This window comes from Thermohalobaculum sediminis (assembly GCF_023487995.1).
Lineage (GTDB): Bacteria > Pseudomonadota > Alphaproteobacteria > Rhodobacterales > Rhodobacteraceae > Thermohalobaculum > Thermohalobaculum sediminis.
The window spans coordinates 14,824-39,337 of record NZ_JAMFKN010000007.1 but is presented as its reverse complement, the minus strand read 5'-3'; the positions used below and the strand labels follow the sequence as shown (position 1 = coordinate 39,337).

Here is a 24,514-nt window from a genome sequence, read left to right as displayed (position 1 = left end):
GCTGATGACGCTCGACGAGGCAAAGCGGCGCTACCCCGACGCCCGGACCTTCCGGTTCGGCGACACCGAGGCGCTGTGTTCGCGCCTCACCGGTCTCGTCCGCGAAGGAAGGAAGACCGCGACCGTCACGGCCCTGCGCGATGTCGAGGCCGGGCGCGAGGCGATGCCCGAGGTCGGGCGGCGCGATATCGCGCTGGCCTGGGACGGCACGCCGGCGCTGGTGATCGAGACCGTCGAGATCGCGTGGCGCCCCTTCGACGCGGTGGACGAGGCGTTTGCCCTTGCCGAAGGCGAGAATGACGACCTCGAGGGATGGCGTGCCGATCATCGCGTCTGGCTCGAGCGAAACGGCGGCTTCGATCCCGCGATGATGCTGGTTTGCGAGCGCTTTCGCATGATCGAGAGCTTCGACCGGGACGAGAAGGAAGCATGATGAGCAAGATCGTCCTCACCGATGGCGGCATGGGGCAGGAACTGCTCGCCCGCACCCGGCTTGCGCCCACGCCGCTCTGGTCGGCGCAGGTGATGATCGACCGCCCCGACGCGGTCGAGGAGCTGCATCTCGACTACATCCGCGCGGGCGCGCGCGTGATCACGCTCAACGCCTATTCCGCCGAGCCCTGCCGCTTGCGGCGCTTCGGCATCGAGGACCGGTTCGCGGCGCTTCAGCAGGCGGCTTGCGAGCTGGCGCTGCGTGCCCGCGACCGGGCGGGGGCGGCGGGCGCGGACGTCGCCATCGCGGGCTGCCTGCCGCCGCTGGAATGGTCGTACCTGCCGCAGATCGCGCGCCCCGCCGACGAGGCGGCGGAGATCTACGCCCGCGTGGTGACCGAACAGGCGCCGCATGTGGACCTGTTCCTGTGCGAGACGATGGCCGCGGCGGGCGAGGCCGCGGGGGCGGCGCGGGCCGCTGCCGCTTCGGGCCTGCCGGTCTGGGTGTCCTGGACCGTGGCCGAGCACCCCGTCGCCACCGTGCGCAGCGGCGAGCCGCTGGGCGAGGCCATCGCGGCGCTGGGCAATATCCCGGTCGCGGCGCTCCTCGTCAATTGCTCGTCGCCCGAGGCGGTGGGCCACGCCATGCCCGCGCTCGCGGCCGATGGCCGCCCGTTCGGCGGCTATGCCAACGGCTTCACGCCCTTCGAGGCGGGCCACGCGCTGGGCACGACGGTCGAGAGCCTGAGCTCGCGCGCCGACATGGGCCCCGCCGCCTACGCCGCGCATGTGCTGGGCTGGGTCGGGCAGGGCGCCAGCATCGTCGGCGGCTGCTGCGAGACCGGCCCCGCGCATATCGCGGCGATCTCCCGCGAACTGGCGGCCGCGGGCCACGAGACCGTCGCGCCCGGCGCCCTGAGGTCCCCGGCCGATGCCTGAGCCGTTGCCCGTGCTCATGTCCGGCGTCCGGCTGATCCGCCATGGCGGGCCCGAGGCGCTGGTCTGGTCCGACGAGATCCCCGTGCCCCGCCCCGGCCCGGGCGAGGCCCTGGTGCGCGTGCTGGCGGCAGGGGTCAACAACACCGACATCAACACCCGGATCGGCTGGTATGCGAAGGCCGTGACCGGCAGCACCGAGGACGCCGCCGGCGGCTCTGCGGCCGAGGATGGCGGCTGGGCCGGTGCGCTGAGCTTCCCGCGCATCCAGGGCGGCGATCTCTGCGGCGAAGTGGTGGCGCTGGGCGCGGAGGCGGAAGGCCCGCCGCTCGGCGCGCGGGTGATCTGCCCCATCAACCTGCCGGAACCCACGCCGGACGCGCCCACCGGCTTCCGCGCGCTCGGGTCGGAACTCGACGGCGCCTTCGCGCAGTTCTGCGTGGTCCCGGCGCGGCACCTGCACGACGTGACCGCCTCGCCGCTGAGCGATGTCGAGCTTGCGGCGATGCCCTGTGCCTATGGCACCGCGTGGAACCTGCTGTCCCGCGCGGGCGTCGCGCCGGGCGAGCGGGTGCTGATCACCGGCGCGTCGGGCGGCGTGGGGCTCGCGGCGGTGCAGCTTGCCTGCCATCTCGGCGCGCATGTCACCGCGCTCGCGGGCGGCGCGAAGCAGGCAGCGGTGCGCGAGGCAGGCGCAGACGACGTGCTGGCGCGCGACGCTGTCCTGCCCCCGCGCGCCTTCGACGCGGCGATCGACGTGGTCGGCGGCCCGCGCTGGGGGGGCGTGATCGAGGCGCTGGCTCCCGGCGGGCGCTATGCCGTCTCGGGCGCCATCGCGGGCCCGGTGGTCGAGGCCGACCTGCGCACGATCTACCTCAACGACCTCACCCTCTTCGGCTGCACCTTCCAGCCGGCCGAGGTGTTTGCCCGGCTGGTCGGCATCATCAACGCCGGCCTGATCCGGCCGCTGGTCGCCCGCATCTACCCGCTGCGCGAGATCGCCGCCGCACAGGCCGATTTTGCCGCCAAGCGCTTCGCCGGAAAGCTCGTCCTCCTGCCACCCGAGGTTCACCCATGAGCACTCTGCCCACCCAGGCCCGCGCCGTCATCATCGGGGGCGGCGTGATCGGCTGCTCGGTCGCCTATCACCTGACCAAGCTCGGCTGGACCGACGTGGTGCTGCTCGAGCGCAAGCAGCTCACCTGCGGCACCACCTGGCACGCGGCGGGGCTGATCGGCCAGCTTCGCGCCTCGGCCAACATGACGCGGCTCGCGAAATACTCGGCCGACCTATACCGCGGGCTCGAGGCCGAGACCGGGGCCGCCACGGGGCTTCGGCAATGCGGCTCGATCAGCGTGGCGCTGACCGCCGAGCGGCGCGAGGAGCTGTGGCGCTCGGCCTCGATGGCGCGCGCCTTCGGGGTGCCGGTCGAGGAAATCAGCCCGGCAGAGGTGAAGGCGCGCTACCCCCATCTCAACACCGATGACGTGGTGGGCGGCGTTTGGCTGCCGACCGACGGGCAGGGCGATCCCGGCAACATCGCGCTGGCGCTGGCCAAGGGCGCGCGGATGCGCGGCGCGCGCATCGTCGAGGGCGCGAAGGTCACCGGGGTCCGGCGCGAGGGCGGCCGCGTCACCGGCGTCGATTGGGCGATGGGCGGCGAGGCGGGGACCATCCGCGCGGAAATCGTCGTCAACTGCGCCGGCATGTGGGGCCGCGAGGTGGGCCGCATGGCCGGCGTCTCGGTGCCGCTGCAGGCCTGCGAGCATTTCTACATCGTGACGGAACCCATCGAGGGCCTCGGCCAGATGCCGGTCCTGCGCGTGCCCGACGAATGCGCCTATTACAAGGAGGACGCGGGCAAGTTCCTGCTCGGCGCCTTCGAGCCGGTCTCGAAGCCCTGGGGGATGAACGGCATCCCCGAAGATTTCTGCTTCGACCAGCTGCCCGAGGATTTCGACCATTTCGAGCCGATCCTCGAGAAGGCCGCGCACCGCATGCCGATGCTGGCGAGCGCGGGGATCAAGACCTTCTTCAACGGCCCCGAGAGCTTCACCCCTGACGATCGCTACCTGCTGGGCGAGGCGCCCGAGACGCGCGGCTTCTGGGTCGCGGCGGGGTTCAACTCGATCGGCATCCAGTCGGCGGGGGGCGCGGGCATGGCGCTGGCGCAGTGGATGGAGGACGGCGAGGCGCCCTTCGACCTGTGGGACGTCGATATCCGCCGGATGCAGCCCTTCCAGTCGAACAAGCGGTATCTGGTCGAACGCTCGACCGAGACGCTGGGGCTGCTTTACGCCGACCACTTCCCCTACCGCCAGCCCGCCACCGCCCGCGGCATCCGGCGCACGCCGCTGCACGAGCACCTCAAGGCCCGCGGCGCCGTGTTCGGCGAGACCGGGGGCTGGGAGCGCGCGAACTGGTTCGCGAAACCTGGGCAAGAGCGTGAATACCGCTACAGCTGGGGTCGCCAGAACTGGTTCGAGAACGCCGCCGAGGAACACCGCGCCGTCCGCGAAGGGGTGGGGATGTTCGACCTCTCCACCTTCGGCAAGATCCGGGTCGAGGGCCGCGACGCCGAGGACGTGCTGCAACGCATTTGCGGCGCCGACGTCCGCGTGCCGGTGGGCCGTATCGTCTACACCCAGTTTCTGAACGCCAAGGGTCGTATCGAGGCCGACGTGACGGTCACGCGCCTTAGCGACACCGCCTTCCTGGTGGTTACCCCCGCCGCCACGGCGAGCCGCGACCTCGGCCGTATCCGGCGCCTCACGCCCGATGACGCGCATTGCATCGCCACCGACGTGACCTCGGCCGAGGCGGTGCTGGCGGTGATGGGGCCGAAGGCGCGCGACCTGCTCGCCCCCGCGATCGGCGCGAGCCTTGCGAACGACGCCTTCCCTTTCGGCACGGCGCAAGAGGTCGAGATCGCCATGGGCCGCGGCCGGGCGCATCGCGTGTCCTATGTGGGCGAACTGGGCTGGGAGCTTTACGTCCCCTCCGACCAGGCCGCCCATGTCTTCGAGGCGATCGAGGAGGAGGGGCGCGCGCATGGGCTCAGGCTCTGCGGCCTCCACGTGCTTGATTCCTGCCGCATCGAGAAGGCGTTCCGCCACTGGGGCCATGACATCACCGACGAGGACCACATCCTCGAGGCGGGACTGGGCTTCGCGGTGAAGGTGGACAAGGTGCCGTCCCGCTTCGGCGACTTCATCGGCCGCGAGGCGGTGCTGGCGAAGCGCGAGGCGGGCCTGGCGCGCCGGATGATGCAGTTCAGGCTGAAGGACCCCGAGCCGCTGCTCTATCACAACGAGCCGATCCTGCGGGACGGGCGGATCGTGGGCCAGCTGACCTCGGGTGCCTATGGCCACCACCTCGGCGCTGCCATCGGCATGGGCTATGTGCCGTGTCCGGGCGAGACGCCCGCCGCGCTGATGGCCTCGGCCTGGGAGATCGAGGTCGCGGGCGTGCGCGTCCCGGCCGAGGCGAGCCTCAAGCCGCTCTACGATCCCACCGCCGCGCGGGTGCGGGCCTAGCCGGTAAGTGCGCGGCGGACCCGGTTGAAAATCCGCACCCCCGGCGCGATCAGCGCGTCGGGGAAGTCGTAGTCGGGATTATGCAGCATCGGCTGGCGCTCGCCCGCGCCCAGAAACATCATCGCGGCCTTCGCGCGCTGGCCGAACCGGCCGAAATCCTCGGACGCCCGCATCGGCAGTTCGAAATCGGCCGGCGCCACGCCCTCGGCCTGCAGCGCGCGGGCAAGATGGGCGGTGGCCTCGGCATCGTTCTCGCAGGCGTCGAAGGCGTCGTGGCGGCTGAGCCCGAGGCCAAGCCCTTCGGCGGCCGCCTCGGCCCGGGCCAGCGCCTCGGCCTGGGCCAGCAGCGCGGCCATGTCCGGGTCCGTCAGCGCCCGCAGCGTCACCCGGATCTCGGCCTCGCCCGGCGCGATGCCGAAGGCGGGCTCGCCGAGGCGCGCATGGGTGACGGTGGCAAGCCGGAAGCCCGGCACCAGCGCGCCCCCAGGTCCCAGCGCCGCCAGCGCAGGGATCAGCCGCGCGACGGCCGGCGCGGGCGAGACCCCGGCTTCGGGCACCGAGGCATGCGAGGTGCGGCCCGAGAGGCGGATCATCAGGCCCACCGACGCGCAGTTGACATGCCCCGCGGCCAGCGCCGCCGCGCCCAGCGGCAGGCCCGGCAGGTTGTGCAGCGCGAAGGCGAAATCCGGCGCGATCCCGCCGAACCGCGGGTCGGCGATCACCGCAGCGGCGCCCGAGCCATCCTCCTCGGCCGGCTGGAACATCAGCACCACCCGCCCGCGGGCGGGCGGCCTGCGCCCCACCAGCCGCGCGAGCCCCGCGAGGATCGCCATATGCCCGTCATGGCCGCACAGATGCCCCTTGCCGGGCATGCCCGAGCGGTGCGGCGCGTCCGAGATCTCCTCGATCGGCAGCGCGTCCAACTCGGCGCGGAACATCACCGTTGGGCCGGGCCCGGCGCCCTCCCAGACCGCGGCCACGCCATGCCCGCCAAGGCCAGTCAGCACCCGGTTGGGCCCGGCCGCGCGCAGCATCGCCGCCACCTCGGCGGCGGTGGCGGCTTCCTCGCCCGAGACCTCGGGCATGCGGTGCAGCCGCCGGCGCAAGTCGGTCAGCTCGACGATGTCGCGATTTGTCAGATCCATCTGCGGTCCCCGTCCCGTCGGCCGCCGCACCCTATCGCGCCCCGCCGTGGCAGGGAAGCGGCGTCCCGGCGCCCGAAAGCGGCGCTTCGGGCCGCAAATGGGCGAGAGAAACGAGCAGCCCGCTCCCTAGCTTCGATGCAGCACGCGCCGCTTGCCCGGCCGATGGAGAATGCGATGGACCAGACCGATACCGCGCCGGCCTCTGACGCCGTGGACGAGCCCGCAACCTGCCGCACCCGCCGCGCGGGCGGGCGCGCCGCGCGACAGGCGATGCGGGCCGCGCCCCTCGCCGACGATGTGCGCCCGATCCGCCCCGGCATGAGCGGCGGCCAGTACCAGCCGCTGACCGAGTCAGGCGTCGCCCGCATCCACGAGGCGGCGCTGACCGCGCTCGAGGAGATCGGCCTCGCCGACGCGCCGCCCTCGGGGGTCGCGATCCTGACGAATGCGGGCGCAGTGCAGGGCGCGGACGGGCGCATCCGCTTCCCTCGCGCGTTGGTCGAGGACATGCTGGCGGTGGCGGCGCGCGACATCACGCTGTGCGGGCAGGACCCGCGCCACGATCTGCTGCTCAGCGGCACGCGGGTGCACTACGGCACGGCGGGCGCGGCGGTGCACATGGTCGATGTGGGCGGTCGCGTCTATCGCGACTCGACGGTACAGGACCTCTACGACGCCGCGCGGATCACCGAGACGCTGGACAACGTGCACTTCTTCCAGCGCCCGATGGTCTGCCGCGACATCGCGGACAACCTCGAGATGGACCTCAACACCATCTATGCCTGCGCGCGCGGCACCTCGAAGCATGTGGGCGTCAGCTTCACCGAAGCCTCCCACATCCCCCCGGCGATGGAGCTGATCCACCTGCTGGCGGGCGGCGAGGACAGGTGGCGCGCCCGGCCCTTCATCTCGAACTCGAACTGCTTCGTCGTGCCGCCGATGAAGTTCGCGACCGAAAGCTGCCTCGTCATGGAGGCGCTGATCCGCGCGGGCATGCCGATCCTGCTGCTGAGCGCGGGGCAGGCGGGGGCGACGGCGCCCGCCTCGATCGCCGGGGCGATCGTGCAGGCGGTGGCGGAATGCCTCGCGGGGGTGGTCTATGTGAACGCCATCGCGCCGGGCCACCCGGCGGTGTTCGGCACATGGCCGTTCGTCTCGGACCTGCGGACGGGGGCGATGTCGGGCGGCTCGGGCGAGCAGGCGCTGCTCACGGCGGGCTGCGCGCAGATGCACCGCTTCTACGGCCTTCCGGGCGGCTCGGCCGCCGGCATCGCGGACGCAAAGCTCCCGGACATGCAGGCCGGGTGGGAGCAGATGTGCTCGAATGTCATGGCGGGCCTCGCGGGGCTCAACATGGTCTACGAGGCGGTGGGGATGCATGCTTCGCTGCTCGGCTTCTGCCACGAGAGCCTGATCCTCGGCGACGATCTGCTGGGCCAGGCGCAACGCTGCGTGCGCGGGATCGAGGTGACCGAGGATGCGCTCTCGCTCGACGTGATGCGATCGGTCTGCCTCGAGGGGCCGGGGCATTACCTCGGCCATGGCCAGACGCTGGGCCTGATGCAGCGCGACTATGTCTATCCGCGCCTCGGCGACCGCACCTCGCCGAAGGAGTGGGTCGAGAAGGGCCGCCCGGATCTGGTCGCCCGCGCGGTGGCGCGCAAGCACGAGATCCTCGGCGGCTATTTCCCCGCGCATGTCCCGGCCGAGACCGACCGGGCCATCCGAGCGCGCTTCCGCATCCACCTGCCGCAGCAGGCGGTGGGACTCTGAGGCGGGCTCATCCGAGCCCGTGTCTACGGGAGCGGGTCAGGGAAGACCGGGCTGCCCCGCCCCCCGGGGCGGGGCCTCGGCGCGATGGCCGAGGACAGGACGCGCCCCCGGGTCGAGCCCGGGGCGCATGCAGCGCGGCTTGATCCGCGCGAAGCGGTCTCAGTTGATCGCCCGAAGCCCGATGCCGGTGTAGAGCCGGGGCCCGCTGCAGGCGAGCCCGCGCAGGTCGATGGCCTGGACCGGCTCGGCCAGCTCCAGCCGCTCGATCACGCGGAGCGCGCGGCCGCCGCCGGGGTCCCCCATCACGGCGAAGTCGACGACGTGCTGGCGTTCGGCGAGGATCGGCTCGAGCTCGCGCGCCAGCGGACGTGCCAGCGCCTCGGCCTCCTCGGGCGCCAGCCGGCGGGTCAGCGGCAACATGAACAGCGTGGGAATGCGGCTGGTGCCGGTGGCATCCTCCTCGGCGTCGAAGCGGGCGATCCGAGCGTTGATCGTCCTGATGAAGTCGTCGAGCGCCGACGACCCGGCGGCCGGCGTCAGCACGATGCGCCCGTCGACCACGGCGACCGAGAGGCGCGGAAGCAGGAAGGCGCGCAGCACCTCGGACAGCGCCGACAGCTCGCGCTCGAAGGCCCAGACGCTGGCGCCCGCGCGGAAGCGGAAGGCCGCGCGGATCGGGGCGTGCAGGCCCTGATACTCAAGCGGCCCCGTCACCTGCTCGGGCCGGAACGGTAGGCGGGTACGGCTGTAGCGTGGGCGGCGCTCGGCGGCGTCGGCGCACCAGCCGGTCCACGATGCGCCGAAGCGTGCCAGCGGGCTACCGGGCTGCGGAACCCAGGAGATCGCGAAACGCTCGAAGATGTCGATCATCTGTCAGCCCCATCCAAGGTCTTCATCTGCGGGAAAGATCGCAGGATTTCGATTCGGTTTCTGTGATGACCTTCACACTCCGCGCGGCCGCTCGGCTGGTCCGGCACTCCGCCCGGAACTGGCCCCTCGCATCCACCGGAAAAATCCTGAAAATGGGGCTCGTGGTGCAGGCGCGGAGGGTGCAGTGAGCGGAGCGGCGGCGACAGGGCCGAGGGTCGAGACGAGCCCGCATGTCTCGGACGAGATCCGGCGCACCACCTGCTACATGTGCGCCTGCCGCTGCGGCATCAACGTGCATATCCGCGAGACCGCGGACGGCGTTCCGCTGATCTCCTACATCGAGGGCAACCGCGACCACCCGATCAACCGTGGCGTGCTCTGCGCCAAGGGCTCGGCGGGGATCATGCAGCACTACTCGCCCGCGCGCCTGATGCGGCCGCTGAGGCGCAAGGGTCCGCGCGGCTCGGGCGAGTTCGAGGAAATCTCGTGGGACGAGGCGCTGGCGACCGCGGCAGAATGGCTTGGGCCGATCCGGGCCAGCGACCCCCGCAAGCTCGCCTTCTTCACCGGGCGCGACCAGTCACAGTCGCTGACCTCGTGGTGGGCGCAGCAGTTCGGCACGCCCAACTACGCCGCGCATGGCGGCTTCTGTTCGGTCAACATGGCGGCGGCGGGGCTCTACACCCTGGGCGGCGCGTTCTGGGAGTTCGGCACCCCGGACTGGGAGCGCACGCGGCTCTTCATGATCTTCGGCGTGGCGGAGGACCATGATTCGAACCCCATCAAGATCGGTCTTGGCAAGCTGAAGGGCCGCGGCGCCAAGGTGATCGGCGTGAACCCGGTGCGCACCGGCTACAACGCCATCGCCGACGAGTGGGTGGGCATCACGCCGGGGACCGACGGGTTGTTCATTCTGGCGCTGGTGCACGAGCTGATCCGCACCGGGCATGTCGATGTCGGCTATCTCGCGCGCTGGACCAACGCGCCGTTCCTCATCGATCGCAACCCCGGCCCGACCTTCGGCCTTTTCCTGCGCGACGAGGCGGGCAGGCCGCTGGTGTGGGACCGCGCGACCGACCGTGCGCAGCCCTTCGACGCGCCGGGGCTCGATCCCGCACTGAAGGGCGACTTCCCGGCGCCCTCGGGCGGGCGGGCGAGTCCGGTGTTCGAGCTGATGGCGCGCAAGTATCTCGACCCCGAGCACGCGCCCGAGGCGGTCGCCGCGCGCTGCGGCATCCCCGCCGCCACGATCCGCCGCCTCGCCGCCGAGATCGCGGACGCGGCCTTCCACCATCCCGTCACGGTCGACGAGCCGTGGACGGACTTCCGCGGCGAGCGGCACGAGCGCGTCACCGGTCGCCCGGTCGCCTTCCACGCGATGCGCGGGATCTCGGCCCATTCCAACGGGTTCCAGACGTGCCGGGCGCTGCACCTGTTGCAGCTTCTGCTGGGAACGGTCGAGGCGCCCGGCGGGTTCCGCTTCAAGCCGCCTTACCCGAAGCCCGTCGAGGCCCATCCCACACCGCACTGCCACACCGCGCCCAACTGCCCGTTGCCGGGCCCGCATCTGGGCCTGCCGCGCGGCCCCGAAGATCTCGCGCTCGACGCCGAGGGGCGGCCGGTGCGCATAGACAAGGCGTTCTCGTGGGAGGCGCCGCTGGCCGCCCACGGGATGATGCACATGGTCATCTCGAACGCCGCGGCGGGCGATCCTTACCCGGTCGACGTGCTGTTTCTCTACATGGCCAACATGGCTTGGAACTCGTCGATGAACACCGCGGGCGTGATCGAGATGCTGACCCGCCGGCGCGAGGACGGCGAGTATCAGATCCCGAGGATCATCTACTCGGACGCCTATTCGTCCGAGATGGTGGCCTATGCCGACCTGATCCTGCCCGACACCACCTATCTGGAACGCCACGACTGCATCAGCCTCTTGGACCGCCCGATTTCCGAGCCCGACCATGCCGCCGACGCGATCCGCTGGCCGGTGGTGCCGCCCGAGAGCCAGGCGCCGGGGCGCGACGTGCGCGGCTTCCAGTCGGTGCTGATCGACCTCGGCGCGCGGCTGGGCCTGCCGGGCTTCACCGACGAGGGCGGGCGCCCGAAATACGCCGACTACGCCGACTACATCGTGCGTCACGAACGCCGCCCCGGCGTGGGTCCTCTGGCCGGCTGGCGCGGCGACGGGACGGCCGAGGGGCGCGGCGCGCCGAACCCCGACCAGTTGGCGCTTTACGTCGCCAATGGCGGCTTCTGGCAGGGTGAGGTGCCCGAGGGCGCGCGCTTCATGAAGCAGGCGAATGCGGGCTACCAGGACTGGGCCGTGGCAATGGGCTTCTACGACAAGCCGCAACCTTACGTGTTCCAGCTCTATTCCGAGCCGCTGCGCCGTTTCCAGCTTGCCGCCGAGGGGCATGGGGTCCGCCAGCCGCCCGACCACCTGCGCGACCGCATCAAGCTGGCCTTCGACCCCCTGCCGGTCTGGTGGGAGCCCTTCGAGGGCGCGGGGCTCGACCTCGCGGACTACCCCCTCCATGCCATCACCCAGCGCCCGGCGGCGATGTATCACGCCTGGGGCAGCCAGAATGCGTGGCTGAGACAGATCCACGGCGAGAACCCGCTCTATGTCCCGGCCGCCGCGATGGCCGAGGCGGGGCTTTCGGACGGCGACTGGGCCTGGGTGATCTCGCATCACGGCCGCATCCGGGTCCGCGTCAGGGGGATGCGGGCGGTGAACTCCTCGACCGTCTGGACCTGGAACGCCATCGGCAAGCGCGAGGGGGCGTGGGCGCTGAGCCCCGATGCGCCCGAGGCCCGTCGCGGCTTCCTGCTCAATCATCTCATCAAGGAACTGCTGCCCGAGAAGGGCGACGGCTTGCGCTGGTCGAACTCGGACCCCGTGACCGGCCAGGCGGCATGGTACGACCTGCGCGTGCGCATCGAGAAGGCCGAGGGTGATGGCGAGAGCCTGCCGCGCACCGGCCGGCAGGCCTCGCCGGTCGGACCCGCGCCGTCCGAGGTCCGCTGGGGCAGCGCATGGACCGCCCGCGGGGAGGGCAAGCGATGACAACACTGCCGGATCGTGTCGAGCGCCGCATGGGCCTCGTCATCGACCTCGACATCTGCGTCGGCTGCCACGCCTGCGCGGTGAGTTGCAAGGAGTGGAACACGCAAGGCTATGGCGCGCCGCTCAGCGACCAGCATCCCTACGGTGCCGACCCGTCCGGGACATGGCTGAACCGCATCCACAGCTTCGAGATCGAGCCCGAGGACGCGCCCGCCCAGATCGTGCATTTCCCCAAGTCCTGCCTGCACTGCGAGGACGCGCCCTGCGTCACCGTCTGCCCCACCGGCGCCAGCTACAAGCGCGTCGAGGACGGCATCGTGCTGGTGAACGAGGACCACTGCATGGGCTGCGGTCTCTGCGCCTGGGCCTGCCCCTATGGCGCGCGCGAACTGGACCGCGCCGAGGGGGTGATGAAGAAATGCACCCTCTGCGTCGATCGCATCTACAACGACAACATCCCCGAGGAGGACCGCCTGCCCGCCTGCGTCCGTTCCTGCCCCGCCGGCGCGCGGCATTTCGGCGACCTGTCGGACCCCGGCTCTGCGGTGAGCGACATGGTGCGCGCCCGCGGCGGCATGGACCTTATGGCCGAGCAGGGCACGAAGCCCGTCAACAAGTACCTGCCGCCGCGCATCCGAGACCGCCACGCCACGGCGCCCCAGACCGTGCAGCTTGCGCGACTGGCGGAACCCGAGGCCACGGGCTTCCTCGGCTGGCTCGACCGCGCGCTGGAGCGCTTGGGCTGATGCATCCCGCGCCGTCGATCATCGTCTTCACGGTGCTCTCGGGGCTTGGCCTCGGGATGGTGTTCTGGGCGGGGCTGGGGCTCGGGCCCGACCACGGGGCGGCGCGGTGGTGGATCGCCGTCCTGGCGCTGGGTTTCGCAGCGGGCGGTGGCGCCGCATCGGCGGGGCATCTCGCCCGGCCCGACCGGGCATGGCGCGCGTTCAGCCAGTGGCGCTCGTCCTGGCTGTCGCGCGAGGCCTGCCTTATGGTCGCGGCACTCGGCACCTTCGGCATGTATGCCGCTGGCTGGACCCTGGGGGGCGTGCGGTTCTGGCCGGTTGGCTGGATCGCCGCGGGCCTTGCGCTCGCGACCGTCTACGCCACGGCCATGATCTACGCGCAGCTTCGCACCGTGCCGCGCTGGAGCCTCACGCCCACGCCGCAGACGTTCCTCGCCTTCGCCGGGGCGGGCGGTCTCATGGGCGTCGAGGCGGCGTCGGCGCTGGGTGGGGCCGACGTCTCGGCGGGCCGGGTGCTGCTCGCGCTCGCGCTCACGGCGGGCGTCGCGGTCTGGTGGCAGACCGAGGCCGCGGGCGCCGGTCGCCGCTCGACCGGCTCCGACATCGGCACCGCGACCGGTCTCGGACGGCTTGGCCGGGTGCGCCTGTTCGAGCCGCCGCACACGGGGTCGAACTACCTGCTCGACGAGATGGCCTACAGGGTGGGCCGCAGGCGGGCCTACCAGCTTCGGCTGATCGGCGCGGTCGCGGGATTTCTCGTGCCGCTTGCCTTAACGCTCCTCGCGCCGCTTCTCGGCGGATGGCTGATGGTGCCCGCGCTCGTCTCGCATGTCGCGGGCGTGATGGCGCTGAGGTGGCTGTTCTTCGCCGAGGCGGAGCATGTGCAGGCATTCTATTACGGAATGCGCTGAACCATGAGCGGTGAGCGCAACCTCGCGGTGCTGCTGCGGAGCCTCGCGCCCGCGCTCGACCCGGTGGAATACGGCTTCGCGACGCTTGCGCCCGGCACACCCCCGCCGCCCGGCGTCGTGCCGCTTGGGACCTTCGCCGAGTCCGAGGGGACCACGCTGATCGCGCCGGCCCCGGCGCTTGCCGCGGCCGGGCTGGCCCATCGCCCCGGCTGGGCGCGGATCACGCTGTGCGTGCACTCCGCGCTCGAGGCCGTGGGCCTCACGGCGGCCGTCGCCGCCGAGCTCGCGGCGCGCGGCATCAGCGCCAACATGGTCGCGGCCTTCCACCACGACCATGTTTTCGTGCCTTGGGAGCGCCGGGCCGAGGCGATGGCGGCGCTCGCCGCCCTCGCCCGGCCCTGAGCGGGCTCTTGCGGTCCGGCCTCACTCCCAGAAGGGCCTGCCCAGGTTGATGTCGTCCGGGTCGGTCAGAGCGCCCGTCGCAGCGCCCACGGCGCCGCCGATCAGCGCGCCGCCGGCGGGGCTTCCGCCGACCAGCGCGCCGCCGACCGCGCCAGCGCCGGCGCCGATCGCGCCGCCGGTCAGGCCGCGCTCGGTCCGGGTCTCGCCGCAGGCCGCAAGGCCCGCGACAAGGGCGAGCGCAAGGAGTGGAACCGCCTGATTGTGCCTCATGACGTGCCTCCATCGTGTTCGCGTCCCGGCCTGATGCCGAGCTATCCCCGCGACCGTTGCTCCATGGGCAGCGAGGCGCAGGCTCTCTGTAAAAACAACGATGACAGGGGGCGGGTTCCGTCGCGCGGGTCCGCCGCGGCGCGAAGGCGTGTCGAGGTTCAGGCCCCGTTGCCGTTCTGCCGGGCCTTGCGGGGCTTCGCGGCGCGCATCTGCTCGTGACGGTTCCTCAGTGCCGCGATCTCCTCGCGCGTGCGCATCCGGTCGGCCTCGCGCAGGGCGGCGGCGACATAGTCCATGTGCTCCTCGACCGCCCGGCGCGCCGCGCGCGGGTTGCGCGCCAGCACCGCGTCGCGGATGGCGCAGTGCTGCTCCAGCAGCATGTCGCGCCCCTTGCGCACGCCATAGACGATGTTGCGGTTGTAGAACACGCCCTGCACCAGAAGCGAATAGAGCGAGCGCATCATGTGCAGCATGACCACGTTGTGCGCGGCCTCGACCACCGACATGTGGAACTCGGCATCGAGCGCCGCCGCCTCGTCGGGGCTGCGCTTGCCAGCGGCCTCCTCCATCCGCGCGAACACCGACGCGATGGTGGCAAGATCGGCCTCGGTCGCGTTGACCGCCGCGCGCTCGGCTGCCAGCCCCTCGAGGTCGCGGCGGAAGGCGATGTAGTCGAACAGCGCCGTGTCGTGCGTGGCGAACAGCTCGATCAGCGGCGGCGCGAAGGCCGAGCCCAGAACGTCGGCGATGAAGGTGCCCCCGCCCGGTCGCGCCACCACCAGGCCGCGCTCGTCCAGCTCGGCCAGCGCCTCGCGCAGGGTGGGACGCGAGACGTCGAGCTGCTCGGCCAGCTCGCGCTCGGCCGGCAGCCGGTCGCCGGGGCGCAGCACTCCCTGCAGAACCAGTTCCTCGATCTGGCGCACGATCGCCGACGAGATGCGGTCGGACGAGATCGGACGGAATGGCATTCCGGAAGGCTCCCTGTGGTCAGGCGGGTTGACCATAGCGCGGTCCTCGGCCGCTTGAAAAGCGCCGTGATACGCGCTGCACGGGGCAGCGGCCTTCGCAGGCGCAACAATGCTGCGCCCGTGCTTCCTGCCCAGAAACGGGCTTGCCTTGCTTGTCGCCGCCTGCACAATCGGCACATCGAGCGTGGGGAGCGTCATGCGTCAAACTCCGCTTCTGAAAGTGGAAGGCCTGTCGATCTGCTTCGGATTGCCCGGGGCCTCGATCGAGGTGGTCAGCGACGTCTCCTTCGAGCTTCATCCCGGGCGCATGCTGGCGCTGGTGGGCGAATCCGGCTCGGGCAAGACCCTGACGGGCAAGGCGGTGATGGGCCTGCTGCCGCGCGGCGCGCGGGTCAGCCGGGGGCGTGTGCTGCTCGACCGGCCCGACGGTCCGATCGACGTGCTTCGCCAGTCACCGGCGGCCCTGCGCCAGATTCGCGGCGCCCAGGTCTCGATGATCTTCCAGGAGCCGATGAGCGCCTTCTCGGCGCTCCACACGGTGGGCGCGCAGATCTCGGAGGTGCTGCGCGTGCACGGCTTGTGCAATGCGGCAGAGGCGCGGCGGCGCTCGCTCGCCATGCTGGCCGAGGTTGGCTGCCCCGACGCCGAGCGCGCCTATTCCGCCTATCCCTTCGAGCTGTCGGGCGGCTTGCGCCAGCGCGCGATGATCGCCATGGCGATGATCGGGGCGCCCCGGCTGGTGATTGCCGACGAGCCTACGACCGCGCTCGACGTGACCACGCAGGCGGTCGTGCTCGACCTCCTGCGCCGTGTGTCGCGCGACCACGGGCTGGCGACGCTCCTGATCACCCATGATCTGGGCGTGGTCGCCAACATGGCCGATGACGTGGTGGTGCTGCGCCGCGGCGCGGTGGTCGAGCGCGGGCCGGCCGCCGACGTGCTTACGACGCCCGGCCACGCCTATACCCGCCGCCTGATCGCCGCGGCGCCCCGCGTGCCGGATGCGATCGCGGTCCACGCCCCACCCGCGCGCGACGACATCCTGTTCGTCGAGGGGCTGTCCAAGACCTATCCGGGACGGCGGCGCGGGTTCGGCCGCGCGGCCGCGCCGGTGCATGCGCTCAGCAATTTCGCGATGCGGCTCGAGCGTGGCCGGACGGTCGCGGTGGTGGGCGAATCGGGCTCGGGCAAGTCGACCGTGGCCAAGCTCGTGCTGCGGGCCGAGCGGCCCGACCCCGGCGCGACCATCCGCTTCGACCCGCGCGAGGGGCAGCCGATGGACGTGGCCAGCCTGTCGGGCACCCGGCTGACCGAGTTCCGCCGCAAGGCGCAGATGGTGTTCCAGGACCCCTTCGCCGCACTCAGCCCCCGCATGTCGGTGCAGGACATCCTGACCGAGCCGTTGGTGGTCCACGACATCGGCACCCGCGCCGAGCGGCGCGAGCAGGCGGCGGCGCTTATGGCGCGGGTTGGGCTCAGCCCCGATCATCTGGGCCGATTCCCGCACGCCTTCTCGGGCGGCCAGCGCCAGCGCATCGCCATCGCCCGGGCGCTCGCGCTGGAGCCCGAGCTGCTGGTGCTCGACGAGCCGACCTCGGCGCTCGACGTCTCGGTGCAGGCCGAGGTGCTGGAACTGATGCTCGAACTCGGCGCCGAGATGGGGCTGTCCTACCTGTTCATCAGCCACAATCTCGCGGTGGTCGCGGCGCTGGCCGACCACGTGATGGTGATGCGCCGTGGCCGCGTGGTCGAGGAAGGCGCGCCCGACTGCATCTTCAACGACCCGCGCCACCCCTACACCCGCGCCCTGATCGCGGCGAGCCCCGAGCCCGACATGCACCGCCGGCTCGACCTCGCCGCCGTCGCCGCGGGCGCTGGCGAGCCGGACACCTGGCCCGAGCCCTTCGGATATGCGGGCGAGACGGCGCCGGAGCTGGTCGAGGTGGCGCCCGGACACCGCGTGCGGAGGGCGGCATGAGCGTGGAGCCGACGATGCTGCATCGAATTCGGACGCTTTGGCCCGTGCTGGCGTCGCTTGCGCTGGCCTGCCTGCTCGCGGTCTCGACCCCGCCGGCCCGCGCCGCGATCGAGACCCCCGATTTCGCCGAGCCGGTGGCGGAGGGCGCGCTGCCGCCGGTCGCCTCGCGCCTGCCGGCCGAGCCCAAGGTCGTGGACCTCGCCGCCAAGGACCGCAAGCCGGGCGTGCATGGCGGCATGATCCGCATGTTCGTGACCCGCGCCAAGGATGTGCGCTACATGGCGGCCTGGGGCTACGCGCGGCTGGTGGGCTACAACGAGCGCTACGAGCTCGAGCCGGACATCCTGAAGGCGGTCGAGATCGGCGAGGACGGGCGCAGCTACACGCTGGTCCTGCGCCCCGGCCACCGCTGGTCCGACGGCCATCCCTTCACCACCGAGGATTTCCGCTACTGGTGGGAGGACGTGGCCCTCAACCCCGAGCTCAGCCCCGCCGGCCCGCCGGTCGAGATGCTGGTGGGCGGCGAGCCGCCGGTGGTCGAGGTGCTGGACGAGACGCGCATCCGCTTCACCTGGCCCGCGCCCAACCCGCGCCTGCTGCCCGCGCTGGCGCAGGCGCGGCCGCTCTACATCTACCGCCCGGCGCATTACGTGAAGCAGTTCCACGCGGCCTACGCCGATCCCGCCGCACTCGGGGCGCTGGTCGCTGAATCCAAGGCGCGCAACTGGGCGCAGCTCCACAACCGGATGGACGACCTCTACAACTTCGACAACCCGGAGCTTCCGGTCCTGCAGCCCTGGGTAAATTCGAGCGACCGGAACAACCAGCGCTACGTGCTCGCACGCAATCCCTACTATCACCGGGTCGACACGAATGGCCGCCAGCTTCCCTATCTCGACTCGATCGAGCTCGAGGTCGCGGCGGGCGGCCTGATCCCGGCAAAGGCAACGCTGGGCGAGGCCGACCTCCAGGTCCGCTCGCTGGGCTTCTCGGACGCGCCGGTGCTGAAGAAGAACGAGGCGGCTGGCGGCTACGTCACCCACCTGTGGCGCTCGGGCACCGCGTCCGAGGTGGCGATCTACCCGAATCTCACCTATGCCGACCCGGTCTGGCGCGCGGTGTTCCGCGACGTGCGCTTCCGCCGGGCGATCAGCCTCGCGATCAGCCGCAAGGCGATCAACAAGGTGCTCTATTTCGGTCTCGCCGAGGAGCGCGCGCTGGCCGCGCTCGAGGAAAGCCCCTTCTTCGATCCCGTCCTCGCCCAGGCATGGGCGGATTTCGACCTCGACGAGGCGAACCGTCTGCTCGACGAGATGGGGCTCGACGCGCGCAACTCCGCCGGCATCCGCCTGCTGCCCGACGGGCGCCCGATGGAGATCGTGATCGAGACCGCGGGCGAGCGGCGCGAGGAGACCGACGCGCTGCAGATCGTCGCCGAGACCTGGAAGCGCGCCGGCATCCGCCTGCTGGTCAAGGCGCTGGACCGCGACATCCTGCGCAACCGCGCCTATGCGGGGCTCAGCATGATGGTCGCCTGGTACGGCTGGAACAACGGCGTGCCCACGCCCGACGCGCCGCCCTTCGAGCTTGCACCGGTCGACCAGGCCAACTTCACCTGGCCGAAATGGGGGCAGTATTTCCAGACCAAGGGCGCGGCGGGCGAGCCGGTCGATCTGCCCGAGGCGATGCGCCTGCTCGAGCTGTTCGAGAAATGGTCGACCGCGACCGACGACGACACCCGCTCGGCCGCGTGGCGCGAGATGCTGGAGATCCACGCCGACCAGGTGTTCTGCATCGGCATCATCTCGCGCGCGCCGCTGCCGGTGGTGGCCGACCGGCGCCTGCGCAACGTGCCGCACGATGCGCTCTATGCCTGGGACCCCGGCGCGCAACTCGGTATCCACCGGATGGACGAGTTCTGGTTCGACGCGCATGACGAGGGCAGCCTCGCGCAGGGCACCCGCCCATGATGCGTTTCCTGCTGCGCCGGACCGTCACGATGCTGCTGACGCTGGTGGCGATATCGGCGTTGGTGTTCATCATCATCAACCTGCCGCCCGGCAACTATGTCACCAACCAGATCGCCGAGATGCGCAGCTCGGGCGAGGCCGCCGGGATCGAGCGCGCCGCCGCCCTGATCCGCGAGCACTCGCTCGACCGCCCGCTGTGGGAGCAGTACCTGATCTGGGTCGGCTTCGCCCCCGGCCCGAACGGCTTCAACGGCCTCCTGCAAGGCAACCTGGGCTGGTCCTTCGAGCTTGGCCGCCCGGTCGCCGAGGTGGTGGGCGAGACGGCGGGGCTCACCGTGATCGTCAACCTCGCGGCGCTGATGTTCGTCTACCTGGTGGCCCTGCCGCTTGGGACCATCGCCGCCGTGCGGGCGAACACCTGGATCGACTACCTCGCCTCGCTGGTCGGCTATATCGGCCTTGCGACGCCCAACTTCCTGCTCGCGCTCATCATGCTTTTCTACGGTGCGCGCCATTTCGACATCCCCATCGGCGGGCTGATGGCGCGCGAATACGAGGGCGAGCCGATGAGCTGGGGCAAGTTCGTCTCGATCCTCACGCACCTGATCGTGCCGACCATCGTGATCGGCACCTCGGCGGCGGCGGCGGTCATGCGCCGGCTTCGCGCAAACCTGATGGACGAGCTGAACAAGCCCTATGTCGAGACCGCCAAGGCCAAGGGCGTGCCCCCGGTCACGCGGGTGGTGCGCTATCCCCTGCGCATGGCGCTCAATCCCTTCGTCGCCGATATCGGCAACCTCGCGCCGCAGCTCGTCTCGGGCTCGGTGATGATCTCGGTGGTGATGAGCCTTCCGACGCTGGGGCCGATCCTGCTGCAGAGCCTGCGCAGCCAGGACATCTTCATGTCGGGCTTCGTGCTGCTGTTCGTCTCGGGGCTGACGCTGCTGGGGATGCTGATCTCGGACATCCTTCTCGCGGTGCTCGACCCGCGCATCCGCCTCGCCGGGCGCGAGGGGGCCTGAGATGGATCACTACGTCGCCCCCGACCGCAGCCACGACGCCGAGGCCGACCGCCAGGCGCTGGACCGCGCCGATCTCGACGCGCCGACGCGGGTGCTGGTCTGGCGCCGCTTCCGGCGCCACCGGCTGGGGGTCGTGTGCCTGATCATCCTCGCGCTGGGATACGCGCTGCTGCCCTTCGTCGAGGTTCTCGCGCCCTACAACCCGAACGACTTCGACGAGGACAACATCTACGCGCCGCCGCAGGCGCTCTACCTGTTCCACGAGGGGGCCTTCGTCGGGCTCCACACCTATGCGACGGCGACGGTCTACGACATGGACACGGGCCTCGTGAAACGGGTGACCGACACCACTCGCCCGCTGCCCGTGCCGGTGCTGACTGTCTGCGGCGAGACCTATCACCTGTTCGGCTTCATCGAGGGACGCTTCCGCATCCTCTGCCCGCCCGAGGAGGGAGAGCTGTTCCTGTTCGGCTCGGACCGGCTGGGGCGCGACATGTTCAGCCGCATGATCCACGGTGCGCGCCTGTCGATGACGGTGGGGCTGATCGGCGTCGCGGTCAGCTTTGCCATCGGGCTGATCCTTGGCGGGCTCGCGGGCTATTTCGGCGGCTGGTGCGACTCGATCGTCAGCCGCGCGATCGAGATCTTCCGCAGCCTGCCGGAACTCCCGATCTGGCTCGCGCTCTCAGCGGCGGTGCCGGTGAACTGGGGGCCGGTCTCGGTTTTCGTGATGATCTCGGTGATCCTCGGGCTGCTCGACTGGCCGGGGCTTGCGCGCGCGGTGCGCTCGAAGTTCCTCGCGCTGCGCGAGGAGGATTACGTGCGAGCGGCCGAGCTTATGGGGGCAAGGCCCTCGCGCATCATCTGGCGGCACATGATGCCGAACTTCATGAGCCACCTGATCGCCTCGGCCTCGCTGTCGATCCCGGCGATGATCCTGGGCGAGACGGCGCTGTCGTTCCTCGGCCTCGGCCTGCGCCCGCCGGCGGTGAGCTGGGGCATGATGCTGAACGACGCGCTGAACCTGAGCGCGGTCGAGATCTATCCCTGGCTGCTCGCGCCGATGGCGCCGGTGATCTTCGCCGTGCTGGCCTTCAGCTTCGTGGGCGACGCGCTGAGGGATGCGCTCGACCCCTATTCGTGAGCGGGCGGCCGGGGGCTCCGGCAGCGCGCGGCGGCGGGGCGCGGAAGTGCCCGGTGAACGGAGGGCGACGGGATGACCGATCAGCGCCGGGTGTCCTTCACGCAGATGAAGGACGGCACCCGCGAGGAGTACGAGCTGTTGCACGAGCTCGAGGCGCCGCATCTCGCGGGCACCGCCGATCGGCTGCTGCGCGAGCTTGCGCGGCAGGGCGAGGAGACGCCGCCCGGCTACCGCATCACCCGGCTGGAACATGGGCTGCAGGCGGCGACTAGGGCGCGGCGCGACGGCGCGGATATCGACTGGGTGGTGGCGGCGCTCCTGCACGACATCGGCGACGGGCTGGCGCCGCAGAACCATGACCGCTTCGCCGCCGAGATCCTGCGCCCCTTCCTGCGCGAGGAGGTGACCTGGGTGGTCGAGCATCACGGCATCTTCCAGATGTATTACTACGCGCATCACTATGGCTGGGATCGCGAGTTGCGGCAGAAATACGCGGGCAGCCCGCATTACCGCGCCTGCGTCGATTTCTGCGAGCGCTGGGACCAGTCGAGTTTCGACCCCGCCTATCGGTCGGACCCGCTGGAGAGCTTCGAGGCCGAGGTCCGCGCGGTTTTCGCCCGCAAGGCATGGGATCCCGCGATCACCCAGCCCGGCGTCGCGCGCGGCCTTCCGCCGCCCGCCTGAGGCGTACCGCCCGGCCTGCACGCCCGGGGCAGAGCCGCGCCCCCCATCGAGGGGGCCGCGCCTCTCCGTGGCGCGCGCGCCACGGCCGTGCGCGATCCGCGCACGGGGGGTGTCTCAATGCCTGATCCCGTCAATCGCCCGACATGGCGCTCACGCGTGAAAGCTTGGCCCTTTCACGCAGCGTCCGGCCGCACGGCTTCGGCGAAATAGCCCGAGGCCTGCACCGTGTTGCGCCAGTCCGAGACGCGCGCGTCGAGGAGCCGGTTGATCCGCCCGCCAAAACGCCGCTCGATCACCGGCTTCCAGAACTTCAGCATGTTGAGGATGGCCGAGTACTTCCCCCGGATCGGGTAGAGCGTGACCTCGTCGAAGTCGCGCAGCAGGTAGGCCATGCCATCCCGGCTGAGCCGCTGGTAGTCCTGGAACACGAGGTCCTTGGGCGCGTGGTAGCGCCACATCCACGGCACGTACAGGAACAGCCGCCCGCCGGGGCGCAGGCTCGTGCGGAAATTCGCGACCGCGGCGGCCGGGTCGTAAACATGCTCGAGGAGCGCGAGGGCGATCACCGCGTCGTAGCGCCCGGCCATCCAGCCCGGGAAGGGCGAGCAGACGTCGCCGAGGATGTCGGGCCGGGACAGGTTCTCGGACGCGGCGTCGATGTCGTTGAGGTCGAGCGTCTCGACCTCGCCGCCGAAGCCCGCCAGCGCGCCCCGCATCCCGCCGCCGAGGTCGAGCACGCGCGACATCCCTTGCACCGAGCGGGCGACATGCTCGCGGCTGCGGTCGTCGTGCAGGTAGCGCAGGTCGACGCGGACGCGCTGCGTGACCGCCTGCAGCCGGGCATTGAGCCCCTCGACGTCATGGATCCGGCGCGGTCCGGTCATGCCGCGGCCTTCCGGCGGGCGGTCTCGAGGATCAGCACCGCCGCCCGAGCGGCACCGTCGAGCGCGAGCGGCAGCGGCGGCCGCGGGCGGCCCGCCATCGCCTCGGCGAGCGCGGCGAGATCCCCGGGCGCAAGCCCCGCGAGCGGGCGCACGGCGACCCCCGGAAGCCCCGCCAGCGCCGCCGCCCGGATCGCCTGCTCGCGCTCGCCCGCCGTCTCGTCGGGGACGAGGATCGCGGGCGTCGCGAGTGGCGCGAGGTCGGTCACGGTGTTGTAGCCGGCGAGGCTTACCGACACCGCCGCCCGCGCGAGCCGGGCGCGGTAGTCGGCCCGCGCGGGCTCGACGGCGAGGTTGGGCGCGGGATACCGCGCCGCGAGGGCTGACGCCTCGGTCGCCGCATCGGCACCGCCGACCAGCAGGCGCCAGCGCAGGCGCGAGCCCTTCGCGGCCTGCGCCGCCATCGACAGCAGCCCCCGCCCGCGGTCGCCGCCGCCGGCCGAGACCAGCACCTCGCCATCCGGCGCCGGGGCCTCCGCGGGGGCCGCTGGCTCGGCCACATAGCCTGCATGGGCGGTCATCGCCGCAAGATCTGCCGGGAGCGGCCAGGTCGCCGAAAGCGGCAGGAAGCCCGCATCGCCATGCACGATCAGCCGGTCGTAGAGCGTCCTCAGCCGATCCGCCGCCGCCGCGAGGCGGTCGGGCGCCGAGGGCGGCTCGGGCACGTCGCGCACCGAGGCCAACACCGCGACGCGCGGTACGACGCGGCGGGCCGCCGAGATCGCCGCCTCGAACTCGGCCGCGAGGCTGCGCCGCCCCAGGGGGAAGGTCTCGGTGACCAGCGCGTCGGGCCGGAAGGCATGGATCGCGGCGGCGATCGCTGCGCCCCGCGTCGCCATGAAGGCCGCATCGGCTGGCTCGCCATCGGGGGCCAACAGGCGCGAGAAGTCGAGATCGCGGACCGCGAGCGGCGGGATCTGCACGAGGTCTACGCCGGCCCGGCCGATATGGCCGAGAGGCCGCCCGCCCGAGACCACGCGCGCGACCGCCCCGGCCGCCGTGACCGCGCGGGCAAGCGCGAGGATGCGCACGAGATGCCCGCTGCCCGCGAGGTGCGAGACGAGGAAAAGGACCCGCGTCACGGCGTGGCCCCAGCCGCCGGGGCGGTGACTTCTGCAGCGCGCGGGACGAGGCGGATCGGCTCGCCCGGTTCGGCCGGGTGGCCGTCGGGCCGCAGCGTCAGAGGGTAGAGCCGCGCGCGCTTGATGGTGGGCACGCCGCCGTCGGGGTGGCGCCAGTTCCAGGCGAGCCCGAGGATCATCCGCATCAGCGCCTTGTGGCAGACGACGACGGCTGGCGCGCTCGCCGCCGCGATCCGGGCGAGCGCGGGGCGCACGCGCTCCCAGGCATCGGCCGCGCTCTCGCCGCCGGGGGGCTTGTCGCGCCAGCCGAACTCGTGGGTCGGCCGGAAGCCCGACGCCGGGTCGGCGAGCAGGTCGGCCGAGCGCTGCCCCTCCCAAAGCCCCCACGAGATCTCGACGAGGCGCGGCTCGAGCCGGACCCTGCGCCCCCCGGCCAAGAGCATCGCGGTCTCGGCCGCGCGGCTCAGCGGGCTTGCGACGATGGCGGCACCGGCCCAGTCCGGCGGGAGCGCGAGCGCGGCGAGGGTTTCGCGCGCCTCGGGCGTCAGCGGCCGGTCGGTGCGGCCCTGCAGGCGCGCCTCGAGGTTCCAGTCGGTGGGGAAGTGGCGGATCAGGGCGATGCGCGTCATGGAT

21 protein-coding genes are annotated in these 24,514 nt (G+C 71.6%); 14 read left to right on the top strand and 7 right to left on the bottom strand.

Annotated elements, in window-relative coordinates; genetic code table 11:
• Positions 1 to 4: 4 nt before the first annotated feature.
• Genes M1105_RS14360 through M1105_RS14345 form a run of 4 tightly spaced genes read left to right on the top strand, consistent with a single transcriptional unit; the run spans position 5 to position 4,905 of the window.
• Positions 5 to 433, top strand: coding sequence for an ASCH domain-containing protein (locus M1105_RS14360; RefSeq protein WP_249581069.1), 429 nt, complete (start codon positions 5 to 7; stop codon positions 431 to 433).
• Positions 430 to 1,371: a homocysteine S-methyltransferase family protein gene (locus M1105_RS14355; protein ID WP_249581068.1), complete on the top strand. Its 942-nt coding sequence runs from the start codon at positions 430 to 432 to the stop codon at positions 1,369 to 1,371. Before M1105_RS14360 ends, M1105_RS14355 begins: the two co-directional genes overlap by 4 nt.
• Positions 1,364 to 2,446, top strand: a complete 1,083-nt coding sequence (locus M1105_RS14350) for a zinc-binding dehydrogenase (RefSeq protein ID WP_249581067.1) — start codon at positions 1,364 to 1,366, stop codon at positions 2,444 to 2,446. The genes M1105_RS14355 and M1105_RS14350 overlap by 8 nt, the downstream gene beginning before the upstream one ends.
• On the top strand, positions 2,443 to 4,905 hold the full coding sequence (locus tag M1105_RS14345; protein ID WP_249581066.1) for a GcvT family protein: 2,463 nt from the start codon (positions 2,443 to 2,445) through the stop codon (positions 4,903 to 4,905). Before M1105_RS14350 ends, M1105_RS14345 begins: the two co-directional genes overlap by 4 nt.
• On the opposite strand, the gene M1105_RS14340 is transcribed toward M1105_RS14345, so the two are convergent.
• Entirely contained in the window at positions 4,902 to 6,050 is a 1,149-nt protein-coding gene (locus M1105_RS14340; RefSeq protein ID WP_249581065.1) for an amidohydrolase, read from the bottom strand. The two genes, M1105_RS14345 and M1105_RS14340, sit on opposite strands and share 4 nt — an antisense overlap.
• Positions 6,051 to 6,224: 174 nt before the next feature.
• On the opposite strand from M1105_RS14340, the gene M1105_RS14335 reads away from it, so the two are divergent.
• On the top strand, positions 6,225 to 7,823 hold the full coding sequence (locus M1105_RS14335) for a trimethylamine methyltransferase family protein (RefSeq protein WP_249581064.1): 1,599 nt from the start codon (positions 6,225 to 6,227) through the stop codon (positions 7,821 to 7,823).
• 159 nt (positions 7,824 to 7,982) lie between these two features.
• On the opposite strand, the gene M1105_RS14330 is transcribed toward M1105_RS14335, so the two are convergent.
• Positions 7,983 to 8,693, bottom strand: a complete 711-nt coding sequence (locus M1105_RS14330; RefSeq protein ID WP_249581063.1) for a DUF1045 domain-containing protein — start codon at positions 8,691 to 8,693, stop codon at positions 7,983 to 7,985.
• A gap of 184 nt (positions 8,694 to 8,877) precedes the next feature.
• On the opposite strand from M1105_RS14330, the gene M1105_RS14325 reads away from it, so the two are divergent.
• Genes M1105_RS14325 through M1105_RS14310 form a run of 4 tightly spaced genes read left to right on the top strand, consistent with a single transcriptional unit; the run spans position 8,878 to position 13,822 of the window.
• On the top strand, positions 8,878 to 11,763 hold the full coding sequence (locus M1105_RS14325; protein ID WP_249581062.1) for a molybdopterin oxidoreductase family protein: 2,886 nt from the start codon (positions 8,878 to 8,880) through the stop codon (positions 11,761 to 11,763).
• Complete coding sequence (locus M1105_RS14320; RefSeq protein ID WP_249581061.1) at positions 11,760 to 12,509, top strand: 4Fe-4S dicluster domain-containing protein; 750 nt, start codon at positions 11,760 to 11,762, stop codon at positions 12,507 to 12,509. Before M1105_RS14325 ends, M1105_RS14320 begins: the two co-directional genes overlap by 4 nt.
• Positions 12,509 to 13,420, top strand: a complete 912-nt coding sequence (locus tag M1105_RS14315; RefSeq protein WP_249581060.1) for a dimethyl sulfoxide reductase anchor subunit family protein — start codon at positions 12,509 to 12,511, stop codon at positions 13,418 to 13,420. Before M1105_RS14320 ends, M1105_RS14315 begins: the two co-directional genes overlap by 1 nt.
• A gap of 3 nt (positions 13,421 to 13,423) precedes the next feature.
• Positions 13,424 to 13,822, top strand: coding sequence for an ACT domain-containing protein (locus M1105_RS14310; protein ID WP_249581059.1), 399 nt, complete (start codon positions 13,424 to 13,426; stop codon positions 13,820 to 13,822).
• A gap of 21 nt (positions 13,823 to 13,843) precedes the next feature.
• On the opposite strand, the gene M1105_RS14305 is transcribed toward M1105_RS14310, so the two are convergent.
• Both M1105_RS14305 and M1105_RS14300 read right to left on the bottom strand, forming a co-directional pair.
• Positions 13,844 to 14,092, bottom strand: a complete 249-nt coding sequence (locus M1105_RS14305) for a hypothetical protein (RefSeq protein ID WP_249581058.1) — start codon at positions 14,090 to 14,092, stop codon at positions 13,844 to 13,846.
• Between the two features lie 158 nt (positions 14,093 to 14,250).
• The gene (locus M1105_RS14300) at positions 14,251 to 15,060 is read right to left on the bottom strand and encodes a FadR/GntR family transcriptional regulator (protein WP_249581057.1); all 810 of its coding nucleotides are present in this window, start codon (positions 15,058 to 15,060) and stop codon (positions 14,251 to 14,253) included.
• A 196-nt stretch (positions 15,061 to 15,256) separates the two neighbouring features.
• Between M1105_RS14300 and M1105_RS14295 the strand changes: the two genes are divergently transcribed.
• The 5 genes from M1105_RS14295 (at position 15,257) to M1105_RS14275 (ending at position 21,858) form a co-directional block, all read left to right on the top strand.
• Entirely contained in the window at positions 15,257 to 17,038 is a 1,782-nt protein-coding gene (locus tag M1105_RS14295; RefSeq protein WP_249581056.1) for an ABC transporter ATP-binding protein, read from the top strand.
• Positions 17,035 to 19,008, top strand: a complete 1,974-nt coding sequence (locus M1105_RS14290; RefSeq protein WP_249581055.1) for an ABC transporter substrate-binding protein — start codon at positions 17,035 to 17,037, stop codon at positions 19,006 to 19,008. Before M1105_RS14295 ends, M1105_RS14290 begins: the two co-directional genes overlap by 4 nt.
• On the top strand, positions 19,005 to 20,030 hold the full coding sequence (locus M1105_RS14285; protein WP_249581054.1) for an ABC transporter permease: 1,026 nt from the start codon (positions 19,005 to 19,007) through the stop codon (positions 20,028 to 20,030). The genes M1105_RS14290 and M1105_RS14285 overlap by 4 nt, the downstream gene beginning before the upstream one ends.
• Position 20,031: 1 nt before the next feature.
• The gene (locus M1105_RS14280) at positions 20,032 to 21,174 is read left to right on the top strand and encodes an ABC transporter permease (protein ID WP_249581053.1); all 1,143 of its coding nucleotides are present in this window, start codon (positions 20,032 to 20,034) and stop codon (positions 21,172 to 21,174) included.
• A gap of 72 nt (positions 21,175 to 21,246) precedes the next feature.
• Positions 21,247 to 21,858 carry an HD domain-containing protein gene (locus tag M1105_RS14275; RefSeq protein WP_249581052.1) on the top strand — a complete coding sequence of 204 codons (612 nt, stop codon included), beginning with the start codon at positions 21,247 to 21,249 and terminating at the stop codon, positions 21,856 to 21,858.
• A 173-nt stretch (positions 21,859 to 22,031) separates the two neighbouring features.
• On the opposite strand, the gene M1105_RS14270 is transcribed toward M1105_RS14275, so the two are convergent.
• The 3 genes from M1105_RS14270 to M1105_RS14260 are packed head-to-tail and all read right to left on the bottom strand — an operon-like array spanning position 22,032 to position 24,510.
• A complete protein-coding gene (locus tag M1105_RS14270) occupies positions 22,032 to 22,742 on the bottom strand; it encodes a class I SAM-dependent methyltransferase (RefSeq protein ID WP_249581051.1) in 711 nt (236 codons plus the stop codon).
• Positions 22,739 to 23,881, bottom strand: a complete 1,143-nt coding sequence (locus M1105_RS14265; protein WP_249581050.1) for a glycosyltransferase family protein — start codon at positions 23,879 to 23,881, stop codon at positions 22,739 to 22,741. Before M1105_RS14265 ends, M1105_RS14270 begins: the two co-directional genes overlap by 4 nt.
• Positions 23,878 to 24,510, bottom strand: coding sequence for a histidine phosphatase family protein (locus tag M1105_RS14260; protein ID WP_249581049.1), 633 nt, complete (start codon positions 24,508 to 24,510; stop codon positions 23,878 to 23,880). Before M1105_RS14260 ends, M1105_RS14265 begins: the two co-directional genes overlap by 4 nt.
• Positions 24,511 to 24,514 lie beyond the last annotated feature (4 nt).

Bases quoted from the DNA above. Each gene is read 5' to 3' on its own strand.
- M1105_RS14260 (WP_249581049.1), bottom strand. From the start codon at position 24,510: ATGACGCGCATCGCCCTGATCCGCCACTTCCCCACCGACTGGAACCTC.
- M1105_RS14345 (WP_249581066.1), top strand. From the start codon at position 2,443: ATGAGCACTCTGCCCACCCAGGCCCGCGCCGTCATCATCGGGGGCGGC.
- M1105_RS14280 (WP_249581053.1), top strand. From the start codon at position 20,032: ATGGATCACTACGTCGCCCCCGACCGCAGCCACGACGCCGAGGCCGAC.
- M1105_RS14320 (WP_249581061.1), top strand. From the start codon at position 11,760: ATGACAACACTGCCGGATCGTGTCGAGCGCCGCATGGGCCTCGTCATC.
- M1105_RS14360 (WP_249581069.1), top strand. From the start codon at position 5: ATGACGCTCGACGAGGCAAAGCGGCGCTACCCCGACGCCCGGACCTTC.
- M1105_RS14285 (WP_249581054.1), top strand. From the start codon at position 19,005: ATGATGCGTTTCCTGCTGCGCCGGACCGTCACGATGCTGCTGACGCTG.
- M1105_RS14270 (WP_249581051.1), bottom strand. From the start codon at position 22,742: ATGACCGGACCGCGCCGGATCCATGACGTCGAGGGGCTCAATGCCCGG.
- M1105_RS14350 (WP_249581067.1), top strand. From the start codon at position 1,364: ATGCCTGAGCCGTTGCCCGTGCTCATGTCCGGCGTCCGGCTGATCCGC.
- M1105_RS14340 (WP_249581065.1), bottom strand. From the start codon at position 6,050: ATGGATCTGACAAATCGCGACATCGTCGAGCTGACCGACTTGCGCCGG.
- M1105_RS14295 (WP_249581056.1), top strand. From the start codon at position 15,257: ATGCGTCAAACTCCGCTTCTGAAAGTGGAAGGCCTGTCGATCTGCTTC.
- M1105_RS14290 (WP_249581055.1), top strand. From the start codon at position 17,035: ATGAGCGTGGAGCCGACGATGCTGCATCGAATTCGGACGCTTTGGCCC.
- M1105_RS14330 (WP_249581063.1), bottom strand. From the start codon at position 8,693: ATGATCGACATCTTCGAGCGTTTCGCGATCTCCTGGGTTCCGCAGCCC.
- M1105_RS14275 (WP_249581052.1), top strand. From the start codon at position 21,247: ATGACCGATCAGCGCCGGGTGTCCTTCACGCAGATGAAGGACGGCACC.
- M1105_RS14300 (WP_249581057.1), bottom strand. From the start codon at position 15,060: ATGCCATTCCGTCCGATCTCGTCCGACCGCATCTCGTCGGCGATCGTG.
- M1105_RS14315 (WP_249581060.1), top strand. From the start codon at position 12,509: ATGCATCCCGCGCCGTCGATCATCGTCTTCACGGTGCTCTCGGGGCTT.
- M1105_RS14305 (WP_249581058.1), bottom strand. From the start codon at position 14,092: ATGAGGCACAATCAGGCGGTTCCACTCCTTGCGCTCGCCCTTGTCGCG.
- M1105_RS14335 (WP_249581064.1), top strand. From the start codon at position 6,225: ATGGACCAGACCGATACCGCGCCGGCCTCTGACGCCGTGGACGAGCCC.
- M1105_RS14310 (WP_249581059.1), top strand. From the start codon at position 13,424: ATGAGCGGTGAGCGCAACCTCGCGGTGCTGCTGCGGAGCCTCGCGCCC.
- M1105_RS14355 (WP_249581068.1), top strand. From the start codon at position 430: ATGATGAGCAAGATCGTCCTCACCGATGGCGGCATGGGGCAGGAACTG.